Genomic DNA, 16,623 nt, shown 5'->3' on the forward strand with positions numbered 1-16,623 from the left:
GCGGCTGCTCAGCACCGGTCACGTCGCGGGCTGCTCGGCCTCGTGCATGGCTCGGCGATTGAGGTTCTCATCGACCTCGGCATGCCATTTTTCGTTGGCGACGGTGGTGTCGACCTCGATCTCGAAGCGGTCGGTCATGTCCGCGGTCACCTCGGCGACGTCGACGTAGAACTGCTGATACCACCGTCGCATCTGGTAGACCGCGCCGTCTTCCTCCACCAGCAGGGGATTCTCGATCCGGGTCTTGTGCTTCCAGATCTCGACGTCCTGCAAGAAACCCTTGCTCACCCCGTCGGTGAACACCTCGGACAGCCGCTCGGTCATGGCGTCATCCATGCCTCGGGGCTTTTCGACGATCACACCCCACTGCAGCACGAACGAGTTCTGGGTCACCGGGTAGTGGCAGTTGATCAGGATCGACTCGGCCTTGAACTTGCCGTAATTGTTGTGCAGCCAGTTGATCATGAACGACGGCCCGAAGTAGGACGCTTCCGAATCAAGTTGCGCCACTCCGTAGGACGTACCCAGATCGTTGACGTCGGAACGACCGACGTTGTGCAGGTACTGCGTGGCGATGTGACCCTCGAAGACGTTCTTGAAATACGTCGGCAGCCCGAAGTGGATGTAGAAGAAGTGCGCCATGTCGGTGACGTTGTCGATGATGTCGCGGCAGTTGGAGCCCTCGATCAGCAGGGAATTCCAGCGCCAGTCGGTCCACTCGTCACTGAAGTACTCACCGATCTCCGGAACGCGGACCTCGGGCTGCGGCGGATTGCCCTCGTGGTCATGCCAGACGAACAGCAGCCCGCCCCGGGTGTCGGTGTGCCAGGCGCGGGTGCGGGCCAGTTTCGGGGTGCGCTTGGCATACGGAACCAGCTTGCAGCGGCCGTCGCCGCCCCAGCGCCAGTCGTGGAAGGGGCAGGCGATCTCGTCGCCCTTGATGGTGCCCTGCGCCAGGTTGCCGCCCATGTGCCGGCAGTAGCCGTCGAGCACGTGCAGCTCGCCGTCAGAGTCGGCGAACACGACGAGCATGGTGCCGAACGCCTCGATCCCGTGTGGCTTGCCGTCCAGGTAGTCCCGGACCGGGCCCAGGCAGTGCCAGCCCCGGGCATACCGGTCGGGCAGGGTGCCGGCGTCGATTTCGCGAATGCCGGCGGTCTCGGTAGCCATGGCGCCTCCCACGTCGTCGTTCGCCAATTAGAACACGTTACAGTTTTGCGGCGGGATTCCGCAATGCACCGGCTCCGGCGACGGTGCGCCCGCCTGCGGTATATCTGAACGATGCCTCTGTTTTCGTTCGAGGGTCGATCGCCGACGGTCGATCCCACCGCGTTTGTAGCGCCTACCGCGACCCTGATCGGCGACGTCACCGTCGAGGCGGGGGCGTCGGTGTGGTTCAACGCCGTGCTGCGCGGCGACTACGCGCCGATCGTCGTGCGGAAGGGCGCCAACGTGCAGGACGGATCGGTGTTGCATGCTCCGCCGGGCATCCCGGTGGACATCGGTCCGGGGGCCACGGTCGCGCATCTGTGCACCATCCACGGAGTGCACGTGGGCGCCGGGGCGCTGATCGCCAACCACGCGACGGTCCTCGACGGTGCGGTGATCGGGGCGCGCAGCCTGATCGCCGCGGGATCGCTGGTACTGAGCGGCAGCCAGATTCCCGCCGAGGTGCTGGTGATGGGTGCACCGGCCACCGTCAAGGGCCCGATCGCCGGGACGTCCGCCGAGACGTGGGTGAACGCCAACCCGCAGGCCTACCAGGAACTGGCCCGGCGCTACCTGGCCGGGCTGGCGGCGCTGTAGCCTCTCGATCTCGTCCGTCGCCGCGACCGCCGTATCCCCGAGGCACCCGTGCCGCGGGCCGTCACGGCCGACGCGAACGCCGGCCGGCCCTGTGGACCGACCACGCGGTCATCGGTCCTGCCATCCCGAGTGGATGTAGGTGTCGGCGAAGCGTTTCAGCGAGTCCTTCTTTTTGTCCAGCGGCGCGTCGAAACCCAATCCTCCAAACTCGGGGTAGACCCAGGGGATCACGATGTTGTCCGTGACGCCGACGGCGGCCAGGTCACGGTGCCCGTCGACGCCGAACTTGTCGACGCACACCGCCTGGAACTCGAACGGCTGCCCGGCGCGGCCGTACTCGGCCCGCAACACGTCGAGCCGGCCGATGGTGTCCGCGAGCTGCTCGCAGGTCATCATCGCGCTGGTCCACCCGTCGCCCACCCGCGCGGCACGCTTGAGCGCCACGTCGGTGTGCCCGCCGACGTAGAAGGGCACCGGCCGCGACGGCGCCGGGCTCATCTGCAGCCGGTCGAAGTCGTAGAACTCGCCGTGGAATTCGACCATGCCACCGCCCAGCACCAGCTTGATGACCTCGATCATCTCGTCGACCCGGGCGCCGCGGCGTGCGTACGGCACCCCGCACCACTCGAATTCCTCGGGTGCCCAGCCGATCCCGACGCCGAAGCCGAACCTGTTGGCCGTCAGGTTGGTCACCGAGCCGACCTGGCGGGCCAGCAGCAGCGGGTTGCGGGAGCCGAGCTTCATCACGTTGGTGTAGAACCGCAGCGTCGAGGTGACCGCGCCCATCGCGCCGGCGGCGATCAGCGGGTCGACCCAGGGGGTGTTCTCGTCCCACATCCGCGACCCGTCCGGGGTGTAGGGGTAGGCGGCGGCTGCGCTTTCCATGTAGAACAGCGAGTCCGGCAACGCGATCGCGTCGAATCCGACCTCCTCGGCGGTCCTGGCGATCTCCGGCAACTCCTCGACGGGGCCCATCGCGACGCTGCAGGTGTACTTCATCGCTCGGCCCCGGGTTTGTCGGACCCGACCACCCACATCGAGTAGTACTGCGAGCCACCCCCGTAGGCGTGGCCCACCGCCTTGCGCGCATCCGGAACCTGGTGCGCCCCCGCCTTTCCCGTCACCTGGATGGCGGCTTCGGCGAACCGGATCAGACCCGACGCGCCGATCGGGTTCGACGACAGCACGCCGCCGGAGGGATTGACCGGCAGCCGGCCGCCGATCGCCGTCTCGCCGGCCTCGGTCAGCTTCCAGCCCTCGCCCTCGGGCATGAAGCCGAGGTTCTCCAGCCACATCGGCTCGAACCAGGAGAACGGCACGTAGATTTCGGCTGCGTCGATCTCGTCGACAGGGCTGCTGATGCCGGCCGCCTTCCACAAGGCCGCGGCACAGTCCCGGCCGGCCCACGGGTTCACCTGATCGCGGCCGGAATACGCCAGCGGCTCGGTGCGCAGCGCGGTGGCATGGATCCAGGCGACCGGATGACCGTCGGCAACCCGTGCGTCGGCGGTCTGTTCGTCGCCGATGACCAGCGCGCAGGCGCCATCGGAGGACGGACACGTCTCGTCGAAACGTATGGGATTCCAGAGCATCTGCGATTCCAGCACCTTTTCCAGCGTGATGTCGGGCTGCTGCAGATGAGCCAGCGGGTTGCGGCTGCCGTTGAGCCGGTCCTTGACCGCGACCATCGCCCCGATGTGCGTCGGCGCGCCCGAGCGGCGGATGTAGGCCCGCACGTGCGGCGCGAAGTAGCCGCCCGCGCCCGCACCGACCGGTTTGGTGAACGGCACCGGAATGCTCAACGCCCACATGGCATTGGACTCCGACTGCTTCTCCCACGCCATCGCCAGCACCCGGCGGTAGCGGCCCGACTGCACCAGGCTGGCCGCCACCACACCGGTCGATCCGCCCACCGACCCGGCGGTGTGCACCCTTATCAACGGCTTGCCGGTGGCGCCGACGGCGTCGGCCATGAACAGCTCGGGCATCATGACGCCCTCGAAGAAGTCCGGTGCCTTGCCTACCACGACAGCGTCGATATCGTCGAACGTGCAGGCGGAATCGGCCAGCGCGCGGTCGATCGCCTCGCGCACCATGCCGTTCATCGAGACATCCTGGCGCTTGGCGACGTAGCGGGTCTGGCCCGTGCCGAGCACCGCGGCGAGTGCGCCGGCCATCAGTTATCACCCTCCATCACCGCGACGAGATTCTGTTGCAGCGCCGGCCCGCTGGTGGCGTGCGCCAGCACCCGCCGGGCTGAGCCGTCGAAGATGTGTTGTGCGGCAAAGCCGATACGCTCCAGGCCGGCGACGAACATCGGGTTGGCCGACAGCGCGCCGCCGGACGGATTGACCGTGGTCGACGATCCGAGCCCGATGGCCTCGGTGAGGATCAGTTGCTGGTGGGTGAACGGGGCGTGCAGTTCGGCGACGTCGACGGACGTGACGTCGCCGCCGGCCGCCGTGTGCGCCGAGGTCGTCGTGGACGGCGAGACGGTCAGGTCCCGCGCGCCCAGCACCGGCGTCTCGATGCGGTGGTCGATCCCGGTGATCCAGGCGGGCCGCTCGCGTAGTTCGCGGGCCCGGTCGCCGGCGGCCAGCACGACCGCGGCGGCGCCGTCGGTGATCGGCGCGATGTCGTGGCGGCGCAGCGGGTCGGCGAAGAACGGCCGGGCCAGCAGTTCGTCGAGACTCTTGGCGGGCTTCTCCGCGTCGGTGCGCTCGGCGCGGGCGAACGAGTCCAGCGCCACCTGGGCCATCTGCTGGGCGGTCCACTTTCCCGTGTCGAGGCCGATGCGGGCCTGCAGACCGGCCATCGACACCGAGTCGGGCCACAGTGGCGCCACGGTGTAGGGGTCGGTCTGCCGCGACAGGATCTGGCGCAGCACCCCCGCCGACGATTTGCCGAACCCGTACACCAGAGCGGTGTCGACCTCGCCGGTCAGCAGCTTGATATAGGCTTCGAAAAGCGCCCAGGCAGCGTCCATCTCGACGTGAGACTCGTTGATGGGAGGGACGGCGCCGATCGAATCGATCGCCGAGATGAACGAGAACGCCCGTCCGGCAAGGAAATCGGACGATCCCGAGCACCAGAACCCGATGTCGGCTTTGGTGATCTGCAGCTCGTCGTAGAGCTGGGCGAAACACGGCATCAACATCTCCACGCCGTTGGTGGTGCCGTCGGTGCGGCGCACATGCGGTGCGTGGGCGAAACCCACGACCGCGACTTCGCGAGCGATCATTGCCAAACCCTCAGAGGTGGTGTTTGTAGGTGTCGTAGTCGGCGTCCGGTTCGCCGGTCGGCCGGAAGTGCGAGATGTTGTCGATGCCCAGGCCCCATTCCTCGCGGGGCTTCCACACCGCCTGCACTCGCATGCCCATCCGCACCTCGGACGCGTCGATGTCGGTCACCAGGTGCAGGAACGGGATGTCGGCGCCGTCGAGCAGCACGTACGCCGCCACATACGGCGGCGGGATACGCTGGCCGGCGAACGGGATGTTGATGATTGCGAACGTCGTCACCGTGCCCTTGTCCGGCAACTCGACGTAGTTGTCCAACGCCAAACCGGTTGCGGGGTCGGCTTCCCGGGCCGGGAAGTAGATCTTGCCGTCCGTGCCGGTCTTCGCTCCCAGCAGCGTGCCTTCCTGCAGCGCCCGCAGATAGGCGCTCTCGGGCTGCGACGCGCTGTGCTGGATCTGCATGCTGATCGGCGTGACGATCATCGTGACCGGGTCGCGGTCGCCACCGGCGTCGGGCACCGCTTCGGCGTCCTCGCCCGGCACGAAATACGCGATGTCGGTGATGGCGCCGACGGGTTCGTCGACCCAGTGCGCGTGCACCCGCGCCCCGGTGTAAATCGCGTCGGCGGAGCCTGCGTCGACCGCGTGCAGCAGCGGGGTGTCGGCGCCGTCGAGGGTGATCAGCGCCCACGCGAACGGGCGGTCCAGCGGCTGGCCCGGCACCGGGTGCGCCTGCCAGGTCCATGAGACCACCGTGCCGACACTGGCCACCGGTACTATCTCGGCCAGCGGTTCGTGGGTGAGCGGGTCGTATTCGGGCGGCGGCACGTGCACCCGGCCGTCGGATCCGCGCACCCCCAGGATGCGGTGCTCACGCAGTGCGGTGAAGAAGGCGCCCAGCGTGGGACCGACCGAACGGGTGTAGTCGAAGGAGAATGTCAGCGGCGCCGAGAGAGGCGGCCCAGGGTGGTCGATCAGGGGTGGGCTGCTTGAGCTGGCTGTCACGCCTTCGAGTAGAACAGGTTCTAACAATCTGAGCAAGAAGGCAGGTAAGGAGCCGGGGATGAAGCTGGGATTGCAGTTGGGATATTGGGGCGCCGCACCGCCGGAGAACGCCGCCGCACTGGTCGCCGCCGCCGAGGACGCCGGCTTCGACGCGGTGTTCACCGCCGAGGCGTGGGGATCGGACGCCTTCACGCCGCTGGCGTGGTGGGGGGCGTCGACGAGCAGGCTGAGGTTGGGCACCTCGGTGGCGCAGCTGTCGGCCCGCACCCCGACGGCATGCGCGATGGCGGCGCTGACGCTCGACCACCTGTCCGGCGGACGGCACCTTTTGGGGCTCGGGGTGTCCGGCCCGCAGGTGGTGGAGGGCTGGTACGGCCAGAAGTTCCCCAAGCCGCTGGCGCGCACCCGCGAGTACGTCGACATCGTCCGTCAGGTGTGGGCTCGACAGAGGCCGGTCACCAGCGACGGCCCGCACTACCCGTTGCCGCTGACCGGTGACGGCACAACGGGTTTGGGGAAGGCGCTCAAGCCGATCACCCATCCGCTGCGGCCCGACATCCCGATCATGCTGGGCGCCGAGGGCCCCAAGAACGTCGCGCTGGCCGCCGAGATCTGCGACGGTTGGCTGCCGATCTTCTACACGCCGCGGCTGGCCGACATGTACAACGAGTGGCTCGACGAGGGCTTCGCCCGTCCCGGCGCACGGCGCAGCCGGGAGGACTTCGAGGTGTGCGCCACCGCGCAGGTGGTGATCACCGACGACCGGGCCGCGGCGTTCGTCGGCATCAAGCCGTTCCTGGCGCTTTACATGGGCGGCATGGGCGCCGAGGACACCAACTTCCACGCCGACGTCTACCGCCGGATGGGCTACGCCGAGGTGGTCGAGGAGGTCACCGCGCTGTTCCGCGGCAACCGCAAGGACGAGGCCGCCCGCGTCATCCCCGACGAACTCGTCGACGACGCGGTGATCGTCGGCGACATCGATTACGTGCGCAAGCAGATCGCGGTCTGGGAGGACGCCGGCGTCACCATGATGGTGGTCTCGGCCCGGTCGGCCGAGCAGGTCCGCGAGCTCGCCGCACTGGCCTGAGCATTGCGTTCCTGGGCATTGCGGCCCTGGGCGTTGCGGCCCTGGGCATTGCGGCAGCGTTAGAACACGTTCTAGATTGTCCGGATGGTGCGGTCAGCTCAGGACGCGGGCGTCGCCGAAGGACATCGCCACGTTGGCGACGCCTCCCGACATCATGGCCCGCTTCGGCAGGCCCAGCGCCGCCAGTTCCCGGGCGTACGGGTGATCGCCGAGGCGCACCGTCGCGCCGCCGACGATGCCGCGAAGCCCGGTGACCGTCATCTCCCAGGGCACCTCGCGGGTGGTGCCGTCGGCGTGGGTGTAGGTCGTGAGCACGCGTGGCTTCGGCAGCGACGGGACGGGCACGCCACGCCTGAAGTCGATGCCGACGATGTGGGAGCCGTCGGCGCTGACGTCGAACCCGAACGAACGTCCCTCACAAACGGTGAAGTCCGCCATGGTCTTTGGGAAACCCCAGATGGTGCGGCCGGCTTCCAGTGTGAAGGTCTGGTCGACCGGCAGCCGGTGGACGAAAGCGGCGGCGCCGGACAATGCCCGCCAGCCGCCGGCGGTCGCGCCCGGCGGGTTGACCATCACGCAGACGCCGAACTCGTGATACCGCCCGAGGTCGCCGTCGACGTAGCGGGCCAACATCAAGTTGACCACACCACGCCCCGGGCGGTACTGGCAGACGTGCAGGCCGCTGTAGTCGACGAGCCGTTGCGCCGCGTCGGCCGGCACCGAGAACATCGCGGTGTGCACGTCGGCTTTGCGGACCCGGACCGGCATGGTGAGCACCGTTCCGGCGACGACGTGTTGTGAACCGGGCATGCCGGAGACTGTAATCCCCGCGGCAGGAGGCAAGTAGATGACGTCGACCATTCCCGACACGATCCTCAACCTCGACCTGACCGACGGCACCTTTTACGCCGACGGCGCCCGGGCGCGTGACGCGTATCGCTGGATGCGGGCCAACCAGCCCGTCGTCCGGGACCGCAACGGCCTGGCTGCGGCGTCGACGTATCAGGCGGTGATCGACGCCGAACGCAACCCGGAGGTGTTTTCCAGCACCGGCGGGATCCGTCCCGAGCAGCCGGGTATGCCGTACATGATCGACATGGACGATCCGGCACACCTGTTGCGGCGCAAGCTGGTCAACGCCGGGTTCACCCGTAAGCGGGTGCGCGAGAAGGAGCCGTCGATCCGGCGGTTGTGCGACACGCTGATCGACGCCGTCTGCGAGCGCGGCGAGTGTGACTTCGTGCGCGACATAGCGGCTCCGCTGCCGATGGCGGTGATCGGCGACATGCTGGGTGTGCTGCCCGAGGAGCGCGGCATGCTGCTGACGTGGTCCGACGACCTGGTGACGGGCCTGAGCTCGCACATCGACGACTCCGGATTCCAGACCGTGCTGGACGCGTTCGCCGCCTACACCGAATTCACCGGCGCCATCATCGCCAAGCGTCGTGACGAGCCGACCGACGACCTGTTTTCCATCCTGGTCAACGCCGAGGTCGAGGGACAGCGGCTGTCGGATGACGAGATCGTCATGGAGACGCTGCTGATCCTCATCGGCGGCGACGAGACCACCCGGCACACGCTGTCCGGCGGCACCGAACAGCTGTTGCGGCACCGCGACCAGTGGGACATGCTGGGCGCCGACCCCGGCGTGCTGCCCGGGGCGATCGAGGAGATGCTGCGCTGGACCTCCCCGGTGAAGAACATGTGCCGGACGCTGACCGCCGACACCGAGTTTCACGGCACCGAGCTGCACGACGGCGAGAAGATGATGCTGCTGTTCGAGTCCGCCAACTTCGACGAGGCGGTGTTCGACAAGCCAGAGCAGTTCGACATCCGTCGAGACCCGAACAGCCACTTGGCTTTCGGCTTCGGCACCCACTTCTGTCTGGGCAATCAGCTGGCCCGGCTGGAGCTTTCGCTGATGACGGGCCGCGTGCTGGAACGGCTACCCGACCTGAAGCTGGCCTCCGACGACGCGCTGCCGCTCCGGCCGGCCAACTTCGTCAGCGGCGTGGAGTCGATGCCGGTGGTGTTCACGCCTTCCGCACCCGTCGGCGCTTAGCCCCTCTACGTCCGTCGTGACCCCTCTGCGCCGTGCGTGACCCCTCTGCGCCGTGCGTGACCCCTCTGCGCCGTGCGTGACCCCTCTCCGCCGTGCGTGACCCCTCTCCGCCCAGCGTGAAGCTGTTGCGAAAAATCCGCGAAAATCTCACAACATCTTCACGTTCGGCGATCCCATGCTGCTGACACCCGCCGGATGATGCCGGCTTCGGCGTCTTCAGCTGTGACCCTGACGTCGATCCACCCCGACTCGGCGACGGCTTCGGCGCGCCGGATGTCCTGGTTGAACCGGCGCCGGTCTGTCCAGTGGTGATCGCCGTCGTAGTCGGCAGCCACTTTGACGTCCTCCCAGCCCATATCGAAGACCGCGACGAGGACGCCGTATTCGTCGTGGAGAGGAATCTGGGTCTGCGGCGGGGGGAAGCCGGCGCGGATCAGAAGCAGGCGCAGCCACGTCTCCCGCGGCGATTCGGCACCCGGATCGACCAGCGGCAGCGCGATACGGGCCCGCCTGATCCCCCGGCGACCTCGATACCGTTCAGCAAGCAACTCGACGTCGGCCGTCTTGAGGCGCGTCTTCCGGGCGAGGGCATCGATGAGTGCGACCGCCTCGTCGACGGGGTACCGGCACGCCAGGTCGAGGGCGGTGCGTGGGGGCGTCGTCACCATCGTCCCGTCGATCAGTTGCACCTCGTCGTCGTCGATAGTGTCGGACCAGGTACGGATCATGGCCGGGGCATGGCGATTGTCGTACAGGATTTCCGCTGGCCGGTTGCCGTCAACCCATTTGGCGCCGTGTAGTGCCGACGCGGAGAGGCCGGTGAGTACCCCACGGCGCCCCGACCACAACCACGCCGCCTTCGCTCGGATTACCGGGCTGAGCTCGGTGCCGCGAGGAACGAAGACGTCGCGGTGGATCGCGACGTATCTGCTGCGCAGTTCATATGGCGTCACCCGACCAGACGCGACGGCCTCGCTGCCGATGAAAGGTTCCCCCATGGCCCCCATAGCCCGGAGTGTGCCGGACGGCACCGACACTTCGCCCAGCGTGAAGCTGTTGCGAAAAATCTGCCGAAAAGTCGCAACAGTTTCACGCTCGACGCCGGGGGGAGGGGTTGGCGGCCCGCCGGGGGGAGGGGTTGGCGGCCCGCCGGGGGGAGGGGTTGGCGGCCCGCCGGGGGAGGGGTCAGCGGCCGTGGAATTGGGGCGCGCGCTTCTCCTTGAACGCGCGCGGCCCCTCCTTGGCGTCGTCGGACAGGAACACCTCGACGCCCAGCCGGGTGTCGATGACGAAGGCCTCGTCTTCAGGCAGGCCCTCGGTCTCGCGGATCGATTTCAGGATCGCCTGCACCGCCAGCGGCCCATTGTTCGAGATGACCTCGGCGATCTCGAGCGCTTTGGCAAGCGCCTGCCCGTCGGGGACGACGTGCCCGACCAGACCGATCTCCCTGGCTTCGGCGGCGCTGATGTGCCGCCCGGTCAGCAACAGGTCGCAGGCGACCGTATAAGGAATCTGACGGACCAGCCTTACCGCCGAGCCGCCCATCGGGTACAGGCTCCACTTCGCCTCCGAGATGCCGAACTTCGCGCTCTCGCCGGCCACCCGGATGTCGGTGCCCTGGAGGATCTCGGTGCCGCCGGCGATCGCCGGCCCCTCGACGGCCGCGATCAGCGGTTTGGTCAGCCGCCGGCCCTTGAGCAGCGCGTCGATGCGCGACGGGTCGTAGCTGCCGTCCTTGAAGGAGTCACCCGGCGGCCTGGCCGTGGCCGCCTTGAGGTCCATGCCCGCGCAAAAGTAGCCGCCGGCCCCGGTCAAAATACAGCACCGGACGTCGGGATCATCGTCGACGTGGTCCCAGGCATCGACCATGATCGCCATCATTTCCCCGCTCAGCGCGTTGCGGGCTGCCGGCCGGTTCAGTGTCACGATCAGGGTGTGTCCGCGCCGCTCGACCAGCGCATGAGCCTCGCTCACGGGTGTCCGCCTTCCTGTGCGCAGGTCCCAGACTTGCTAGGAAATGTAACACGTTCTAATTTAGGTCCGTGGCTCTCAACATCGCCGACCTCGCCGAGCATGCCATCGACGCCGTGCCCGACCGGGTGGCGTTGATCTGTGGCGACGACCAGCTGACCTACGCGCAGCTGGAGGAGAAGGCCAACCGCCTCGCGCACTACCTCATCGATCAGGGCGTCCGCAAAGACGACAAGGTGGGGCTGTATTGCCGCAACCGGATTGAGATTGTGATCGCGATGCTGGGCATCGTGAAGGCGGGCGCCATCCTGGTCAACGTCAACTTCCGTTACGTGGAAAGCGAACTGCGCTACCTGTTCGACAACTCCGACATGGTCGCGCTGGTGCACGAGCGTCAGTACGCCGACCGCGTGGCCAACGTGCTGCCGCAAACCCCCGACGTCGCGACGGTGCTGGTCGTCGAGGACGACAGTGACGTAGGGGATGAGGCTTACCAGCGCTACGGCGGCGTCGAGTTCTACGCAGCTCTCGAAAAAGGCTCGCCGGCCAGGGATTTCGGTGAACGGAGCGCCGATGACATCTACCTGCTGTACACCGGCGGCACCACCGGCTTCCCGAAAGGGGTGATGTGGCGCCACGAGGACATCTACCGTGTGCTCTTCGGCGGAACCGACTTCGCCACAGGTGAATTCGTCAAGGACGAGTACGACCTGGCCAGGCAGGCGTGCGCGGGTCCACCGATGATCCGGCACCCGATCCCGCCGATGATCCACGGCGCTACCCAGTCAGCCACCTGGATGGCGCTGTTCGCGGGTCAAACCACCGTCTTGGCGCCGGAGTTCGACGCCGACGAGGTGTGGCGCAGGATCGACAGGCACAAGGTCAACATGTTGTTCTTCACCGGCGATGCGATGGCGCGACCGCTGCTGGACGCACTGAGCAAGAACAACGACTACGACCTGTCCTCGTTGTACGTGTTGGCCAGCACCGCTGCGCTGTTCTCACCGAGCATCAAGGAGAAACTGCTTGAGCTGCTTCCGAATCGGATCTTGACCGACTCGATCGGTTCGTCGGAGACCGGTTTCGGGGGCACCGGTGTGGTCGCCAAGGGAGAGGCGCACACCGGCGGTCCGCGGGTGGCCATCGACCATCGCACGGTGGTGCTCGACGAGCACGGCGACGAGGTGCAGCCCGGTTCGGGTGTGCGCGGCGTCATCGCCAAGAAGGGCAACATTCCGATCGGCTACTACAAGGACGAGAAAAAGACCGCCGAGACGTTCAAAACCATCAATGGCGTCCGCTACGCGATCCCCGGGGACTACGCACAGGTCGAAGCGGACGGCACCGTGACCATGCTGGGGCGCGGGTCGGGGTCGATCAACAGCGGCGGGGAGAAGGTCTATCCCGAGGAGGTCGAGGCCGCTCTCAAGGGCCACCCCGACGTGTTCGACGCGCTGGTCGTCGGGGTGCCCGACGAGCGCTACGGCCAGTGCGTGGCCGCCGTCGTGGCGCCGCGACCCGGGGCGCGTCCACCGCTGTCCGAACTCGACCGATTCGTGCGCGGTGAGATCGCGGGATACAAAGTGCCCCGGGCGCTTTGGTATGTCGACGAGGTCAAGCGGTCTCCGGCGGGCAAGCCGGACTACCGCTGGGCCAAGGAGCAGACCGAAGCCCGGCCCGCCGACGAGCGGCATGCCAAGCACGCGGGTGTTTGACGCGGGGCGCCGCAGCCTGTCCGTTGGCCTTGATGACGGAGGCGGAGAAGACTCCGAATCATCGCCGTTCCCGCTCAAGGGGTGACGCAGCGACCGTACCCAACCGGGTATCCGAGATCGAGGTTTACGGCGTCGATCAACGTCGGTAGCCTCGGACTCAGCCACAATGTTGCCCGACACCGACAAACCAACGCGGCTCACGCGGCGGGCGGATTCGTCCGGCTGGCCCGCTGCCGGCTCACCCCCTTTACCTGCCGCTGCGGAAGCGAATTGGCGATGTCGGCAACGTTGGCGTGCCGACAAACGTCGAGAAGGGGAGATTCAGTGAGCGCACCGCGGTCGGGCAAGACACGCAGCGAGGGACAATGGGCGCTGGGCGAAAAACAGCCGCTCAACGACAACGAAGAGTTCAAACAGGAAGATGCGCCGCTCAACGTGCGTGAGCGGATCCTTGACGTCTATGCCAAGCAGGGTTTCGACAGCATCGACAAGAACGACTTGCGCGGCCGGTTTCGGTGGATGGGTCTATACACCCAGCGCGAGCAGGGTTATGACGGATCCTGGACCGGTGACGAGAACATCGACACCATCGAGGCCCACTATTTCATGATGCGGATCCGCACCGACGGCAAGGCGCTCTCGGTGCCCGCGGTGCGCACCATGGGTCAGATCTCCACCGAGTTCGCGCGCGACACCGCCGACATCGGGGATCGGGAAAACCTGCAGATCCATTGGGTCGACATCGAGAACGTTCCCGAGATCTGGCGACGGCTGGCCTCCGTGGGCCTGCAAACTACCGAGGCCTGCGGCGACTGTCCCCGCGGCATCCACGGTTCGCCGCTGGCCGGTGAATCCGTAGACGAGGTGCTGGATCCCACTCCGGCGATCGAGGAGATCACCCGGCGGTTTTTGGGCAACCCGGAGTATGCGAACCTGCCCCGCAAGTACAAAACCGCGATCTCGGGGTTGCAGGACGTCTCGCATGAGACCCACGATGTCGCTTTCGTCGGCGTCAACCATCCCAGCCACGGCCCCGGTATGGACCTGTGGGTCGGGGGTGGGCTGTCCACCAACGCGATGCTGGCCCAACGGCTCGGCGCCTGGGTGCCGTTGGCTGAGGTCCCGGACGTGTGGGAGGCGGTGACCGCGCTGTTTCGCGATTACGGCTACCGGCGGCTGCGCTCCAAGGCGCGGTTGAAGTTCCTGGTCAAGGACTGGGGGGTGGAAAAATTCCGCGAGGTGCTCGAAAACGAGTACCTCAAACGCCGCCTGCTCGACGGGCCGGCTCCCGAGCCGGTCACCCACCCGATCGATCACGTCGGAGTGCAGCGCCAAAAGAACGGGCTCAACGCGATCGGGGTCGCCCCGATCGCCGGGCGGGTGTCGGGCACCACGCTGTCTGCGGTGGCCGATCTGATGGAACAGGTGGGCTCGGATCGGGCCCGGTTGAGCCCGCATCAGAAGCTGATCATCCTCGACGTGCCCGACGAGAAGGTCGAGGAGATGGTGGCCGGCCTTGACGCGCTGGGGTTGCCGTCGCGGCCGTCGAGCTGGCGCAAGAACCTGATGGCCTGCACCGGCATCGAGTTCTGCAAGCTTTCCTTCGCCGAGACCCGGGTCCGGGCCCAGGCGCTGGTGCCCGAGCTGGAGGCTCGCCTTGAGGACATCAACGACGGTCTGGATGTGCCGATCAGCGTAGGCCTCAACGGTTGCCCCAACTCGTGCGCCCGCATCCAGGTCAGCGACATCGGATTGAAGGGTCAGATGGTCGACGACGGCCACGGCGGATCGGTCGAGGGCTTCCAGGTACACCTGGGCGGTGGACTCGGCCAAGACGCCGGGTTCGGCCGCAAACTGCGCCAACACAAGGTGTACAGCCACGAACTCGGCGACTACATCGACCGAGTGGTGCGCAACTTCGCCACCAAACGCGAGCCGGGCGAACGGTTCGCGACCTGGGCACTGCGCGCCGACGAGGACGACCTGCGCTGAGAACCTGCGATGAGAACAGGAGAACCAGGTGAGCCCAGAGGATAACCCGTTGACTGAAGCGGAACTGCGGGAGCTGGCCGCGCGCGGTGCCGCAGAACTCGATGGCGCCAGCGCCACCGACCTGTTGCAGTGGACCGACCGAACCTTCTCTGGCAAGTGGGTGGTTGCCTGCAACATGCAAGACGCCGTGCTGGTGGACCTGGCAGCCAGGGTGCGGCCAGGTGTTCCCGTGATGTACATCGACACCGGAAACGAATTCCCCGAGACCCTGGGTATGCGGGATGCGGTCGCGGCCACCTACGACATCGAGTTGATCACGCTCCACCCCGAACCCGCGGTGCTGGACTTGGGCACGAGCCTGTGCCAGACGGACCCCACCGAATGCTGCCGGCTCCGGAAGGTCGTCCCGCTGACCAACGCGCTGAGGGGGTATTCAGCATGGGTGACCGGGCTGCGCCGCGTCGATGCGGCGACCCGCGCGGACGCCCCGCTGGTCAGCTTCGACGAAAAGTTCACATTGGTGAAGGTCAACCCGCTGGCCGCGTGGTCCGACCAGGACATGGCCGACTACATCAGCGAGCACAATGTGCTGGTCCATCCGCTGGTCGACGAGGGGTACCCGTCGATCGGGTGCAAACCCAACACGACCAAACCGGCTCCCGGCGCCGACAAGCGCAGCGGTCGATTTGCAGCATTTAACAAGACCGAATGCGGGCTGCACGTTTCGTGACCCTGCTCCAGATGACACGCATGGCCGGGGGCGCGCTCGGCGACGCGGTCTTTGGCGGCAGAACTGCTTTGTCCGGCAACGTTGGCTCTGTCTATTCCCTAGCCATGTGAGGTCGAGATGGCAAGTCTGTTTGACCACCGCGATGTCCACTTTCCGAGGAGGTGACTACCCGCTCCTGTCGCGATCGTGGCTGATTACCGCGTGCGACGAACGGATTGTGTAGGGCTATTTGCAAATCAGTAGAGTAAGGAGAGATGTTGTATGACCTTTGTGATCACCGAACCCTGCGTCGACGTCAAAGACAAGTCGTGCGTTGATGAGTGCCCGGTCGACTGTATCTACGAAGGTGCCCGGATGCTCTACATCCACCCAGACGAGTGCATCGACTGTGGTGCCTGCGAGCCGGTATGCCCAGTCGAGGCTATCTATACCGAAGAAGACGTCCCAGACGAGTGGAGCGACTACACGCAGGTGAACGCCGACTTCTTCGCAGACCTCGGCTCACCCGGTGGTGCGGCGAAAGTCGGTCTCACCGAAAATGATCCGGTTGCAGTGAAAAATCTGGCGAGCAAATAACCGGCTGCTGTTCATCCAGGCGTTGGCGCACACCACGCAGAACGCCGACAACACGCCGGCGACCATGATGGGCACACCGGACAACAGATGCACGCGCGGCGAGAGCCGATCCCAGCCGTACAGATAGATTCCCGGGAAGATCGCCTCGATGAAAAACGCGAAACCCTCGACCGCGAACGGGAGACCGATCACCGATCCGTAATGCTGCATCAGGCCCGACCACAGCAGACCCATCTCGAACGACAAGATCGTGCCCGAAACGGCGCCGAAGGCAAACAACACGCCCAACCCACGGCCTAAACGCCGGGCCAACAGTCGGTACGTCAAATCGCCGGTACGCTGACCGCGCCATTCCATACGGTGCGTCCCGAGGGGGCCGGCGGCTTGAGCCGTCGGGGGAATCGGGACTTCCGCCGCGTGGCGGCGGATCTTGTCGT

General features: G+C 66.7%; 16 protein-coding genes. 7 read left to right on the plus strand and 9 right to left on the minus strand.

Annotated elements, in window-relative coordinates; translation table 11 throughout:
- Window positions 1–18: 18 nt before the first annotated feature.
- On the minus strand, window positions 19–1,170 hold the full coding sequence (locus tag ABDW21_RS01510; RefSeq protein WP_343599083.1) for a Rieske 2Fe-2S domain-containing protein: 1,152 nt from the start codon (window positions 1,168–1,170) through the stop codon (window positions 19–21).
- A 111-nt stretch (window positions 1,171–1,281) separates the two neighbouring features.
- On the opposite strand from ABDW21_RS01510, the gene ABDW21_RS01515 reads away from it, so the two are divergent.
- Window positions 1,282–1,806 (plus strand): gamma carbonic anhydrase family protein, encoded by a 525-nt coding sequence (locus ABDW21_RS01515; protein WP_343599082.1) that lies wholly within the window; start codon window positions 1,282–1,284, stop codon window positions 1,804–1,806.
- 108 nt (window positions 1,807–1,914) lie between these two features.
- Here ABDW21_RS01515 and ABDW21_RS01520 read toward each other — a convergent pair whose 3' ends face one another.
- Genes ABDW21_RS01520 through ABDW21_RS01535 form a run of 4 tightly spaced genes read right to left on the minus strand, consistent with a single transcriptional unit; the run spans window position 1,915 to window position 6,050 of the window.
- Entirely contained in the window at window positions 1,915–2,805 is an 891-nt protein-coding gene (locus ABDW21_RS01520) for a TIGR03619 family F420-dependent LLM class oxidoreductase (RefSeq protein WP_343709978.1), read from the minus strand.
- Entirely contained in the window at window positions 2,802–3,983 is a 1,182-nt protein-coding gene (locus ABDW21_RS01525) for a thiolase domain-containing protein (RefSeq protein WP_343709979.1), read from the minus strand. The genes ABDW21_RS01520 and ABDW21_RS01525 overlap by 4 nt, the downstream gene beginning before the upstream one ends.
- Window positions 3,983–5,047: a thiolase domain-containing protein gene (locus tag ABDW21_RS01530; RefSeq protein ID WP_343709980.1), complete on the minus strand. Its 1,065-nt coding sequence runs from the start codon at window positions 5,045–5,047 to the stop codon at window positions 3,983–3,985. Before ABDW21_RS01530 ends, ABDW21_RS01525 begins: the two co-directional genes overlap by 1 nt.
- Before the next feature lie 10 nt (window positions 5,048–5,057).
- Window positions 5,058–6,050, minus strand: a complete 993-nt coding sequence (locus ABDW21_RS01535; protein ID WP_343709981.1) for an OB-fold domain-containing protein — start codon at window positions 6,048–6,050, stop codon at window positions 5,058–5,060.
- A 58-nt stretch (window positions 6,051–6,108) separates the two neighbouring features.
- Between ABDW21_RS01535 and ABDW21_RS01540 the strand changes: the two genes are divergently transcribed.
- Window positions 6,109–7,140: an LLM class F420-dependent oxidoreductase gene (locus ABDW21_RS01540; RefSeq protein WP_343709982.1), complete on the plus strand. Its 1,032-nt coding sequence runs from the start codon at window positions 6,109–6,111 to the stop codon at window positions 7,138–7,140.
- Window positions 7,141–7,233: 93 nt separating this feature from the next.
- On the opposite strand, the gene ABDW21_RS01545 is transcribed toward ABDW21_RS01540, so the two are convergent.
- Window positions 7,234–7,950, minus strand: coding sequence for an acetoacetate decarboxylase family protein (locus tag ABDW21_RS01545; protein WP_343709983.1), 717 nt, complete (start codon window positions 7,948–7,950; stop codon window positions 7,234–7,236).
- A 37-nt stretch (window positions 7,951–7,987) separates the two neighbouring features.
- Here ABDW21_RS01545 and ABDW21_RS01550 point away from each other — a divergent pair, with 37 nt between their 5' ends.
- The gene (locus tag ABDW21_RS01550) at window positions 7,988–9,202 is read left to right on the plus strand and encodes a cytochrome P450 (RefSeq protein WP_343599072.1); all 1,215 of its coding nucleotides are present in this window, start codon (window positions 7,988–7,990) and stop codon (window positions 9,200–9,202) included.
- Between the two features lie 158 nt (window positions 9,203–9,360).
- Here the strand turns inward: ABDW21_RS01550 and ABDW21_RS01555 are convergent, their stop codons facing one another.
- Both ABDW21_RS01555 and ABDW21_RS01560 read right to left on the minus strand, forming a co-directional pair.
- Window positions 9,361–10,200 carry a hypothetical protein gene (locus tag ABDW21_RS01555; RefSeq protein WP_343599112.1) on the minus strand — a complete coding sequence of 280 codons (840 nt, stop codon included), beginning with the start codon at window positions 10,198–10,200 and terminating at the stop codon, window positions 9,361–9,363.
- 187 nt (window positions 10,201–10,387) lie between these two features.
- Window positions 10,388–11,176 carry a crotonase/enoyl-CoA hydratase family protein gene (locus ABDW21_RS01560; protein WP_343599071.1) on the minus strand — a complete coding sequence of 263 codons (789 nt, stop codon included), beginning with the start codon at window positions 11,174–11,176 and terminating at the stop codon, window positions 10,388–10,390.
- A 68-nt stretch (window positions 11,177–11,244) separates the two neighbouring features.
- Between ABDW21_RS01560 and ABDW21_RS01565 the strand changes: the two genes are divergently transcribed.
- From ABDW21_RS01565 to fdxA, 4 genes are all read left to right on the plus strand, one after another.
- Entirely contained in the window at window positions 11,245–12,888 is a 1,644-nt protein-coding gene (locus ABDW21_RS01565) for an acyl-CoA synthetase (RefSeq protein WP_343599069.1), read from the plus strand.
- Window positions 12,889–13,164: 276 nt separating this feature from the next.
- Window positions 13,165–14,880 carry a nitrite/sulfite reductase gene (locus tag ABDW21_RS01570; RefSeq protein ID WP_343599067.1) on the plus strand — a complete coding sequence of 572 codons (1,716 nt, stop codon included), beginning with the start codon at window positions 13,165–13,167 and terminating at the stop codon, window positions 14,878–14,880.
- 49 nt (window positions 14,881–14,929) lie between these two features.
- On the plus strand, window positions 14,930–15,610 hold the full coding sequence (locus ABDW21_RS01575; protein WP_343599065.1) for a phosphoadenylyl-sulfate reductase: 681 nt from the start codon (window positions 14,930–14,932) through the stop codon (window positions 15,608–15,610).
- Between the two features lie 261 nt (window positions 15,611–15,871).
- Window positions 15,872–16,186 (plus strand): ferredoxin, encoded by a 315-nt coding sequence (gene fdxA, locus ABDW21_RS01580; protein ID WP_343599064.1) that lies wholly within the window; start codon window positions 15,872–15,874, stop codon window positions 16,184–16,186.
- On the opposite strand, the gene ABDW21_RS01585 is transcribed toward fdxA, so the two are convergent.
- Window positions 16,112–16,623, minus strand: a 512-nt coding sequence (locus ABDW21_RS01585) for a cytochrome ubiquinol oxidase subunit I (protein WP_343709984.1), incomplete at its 5' end; no start/stop codon positions are given. The genes fdxA and ABDW21_RS01585 overlap by 75 nt on opposite strands.

Source organism: Mycobacterium sp. (assembly GCF_039583805.1).
Classification (GTDB): Bacteria; Actinomycetota; Actinomycetes; order Mycobacteriales; family Mycobacteriaceae; genus Mycobacterium.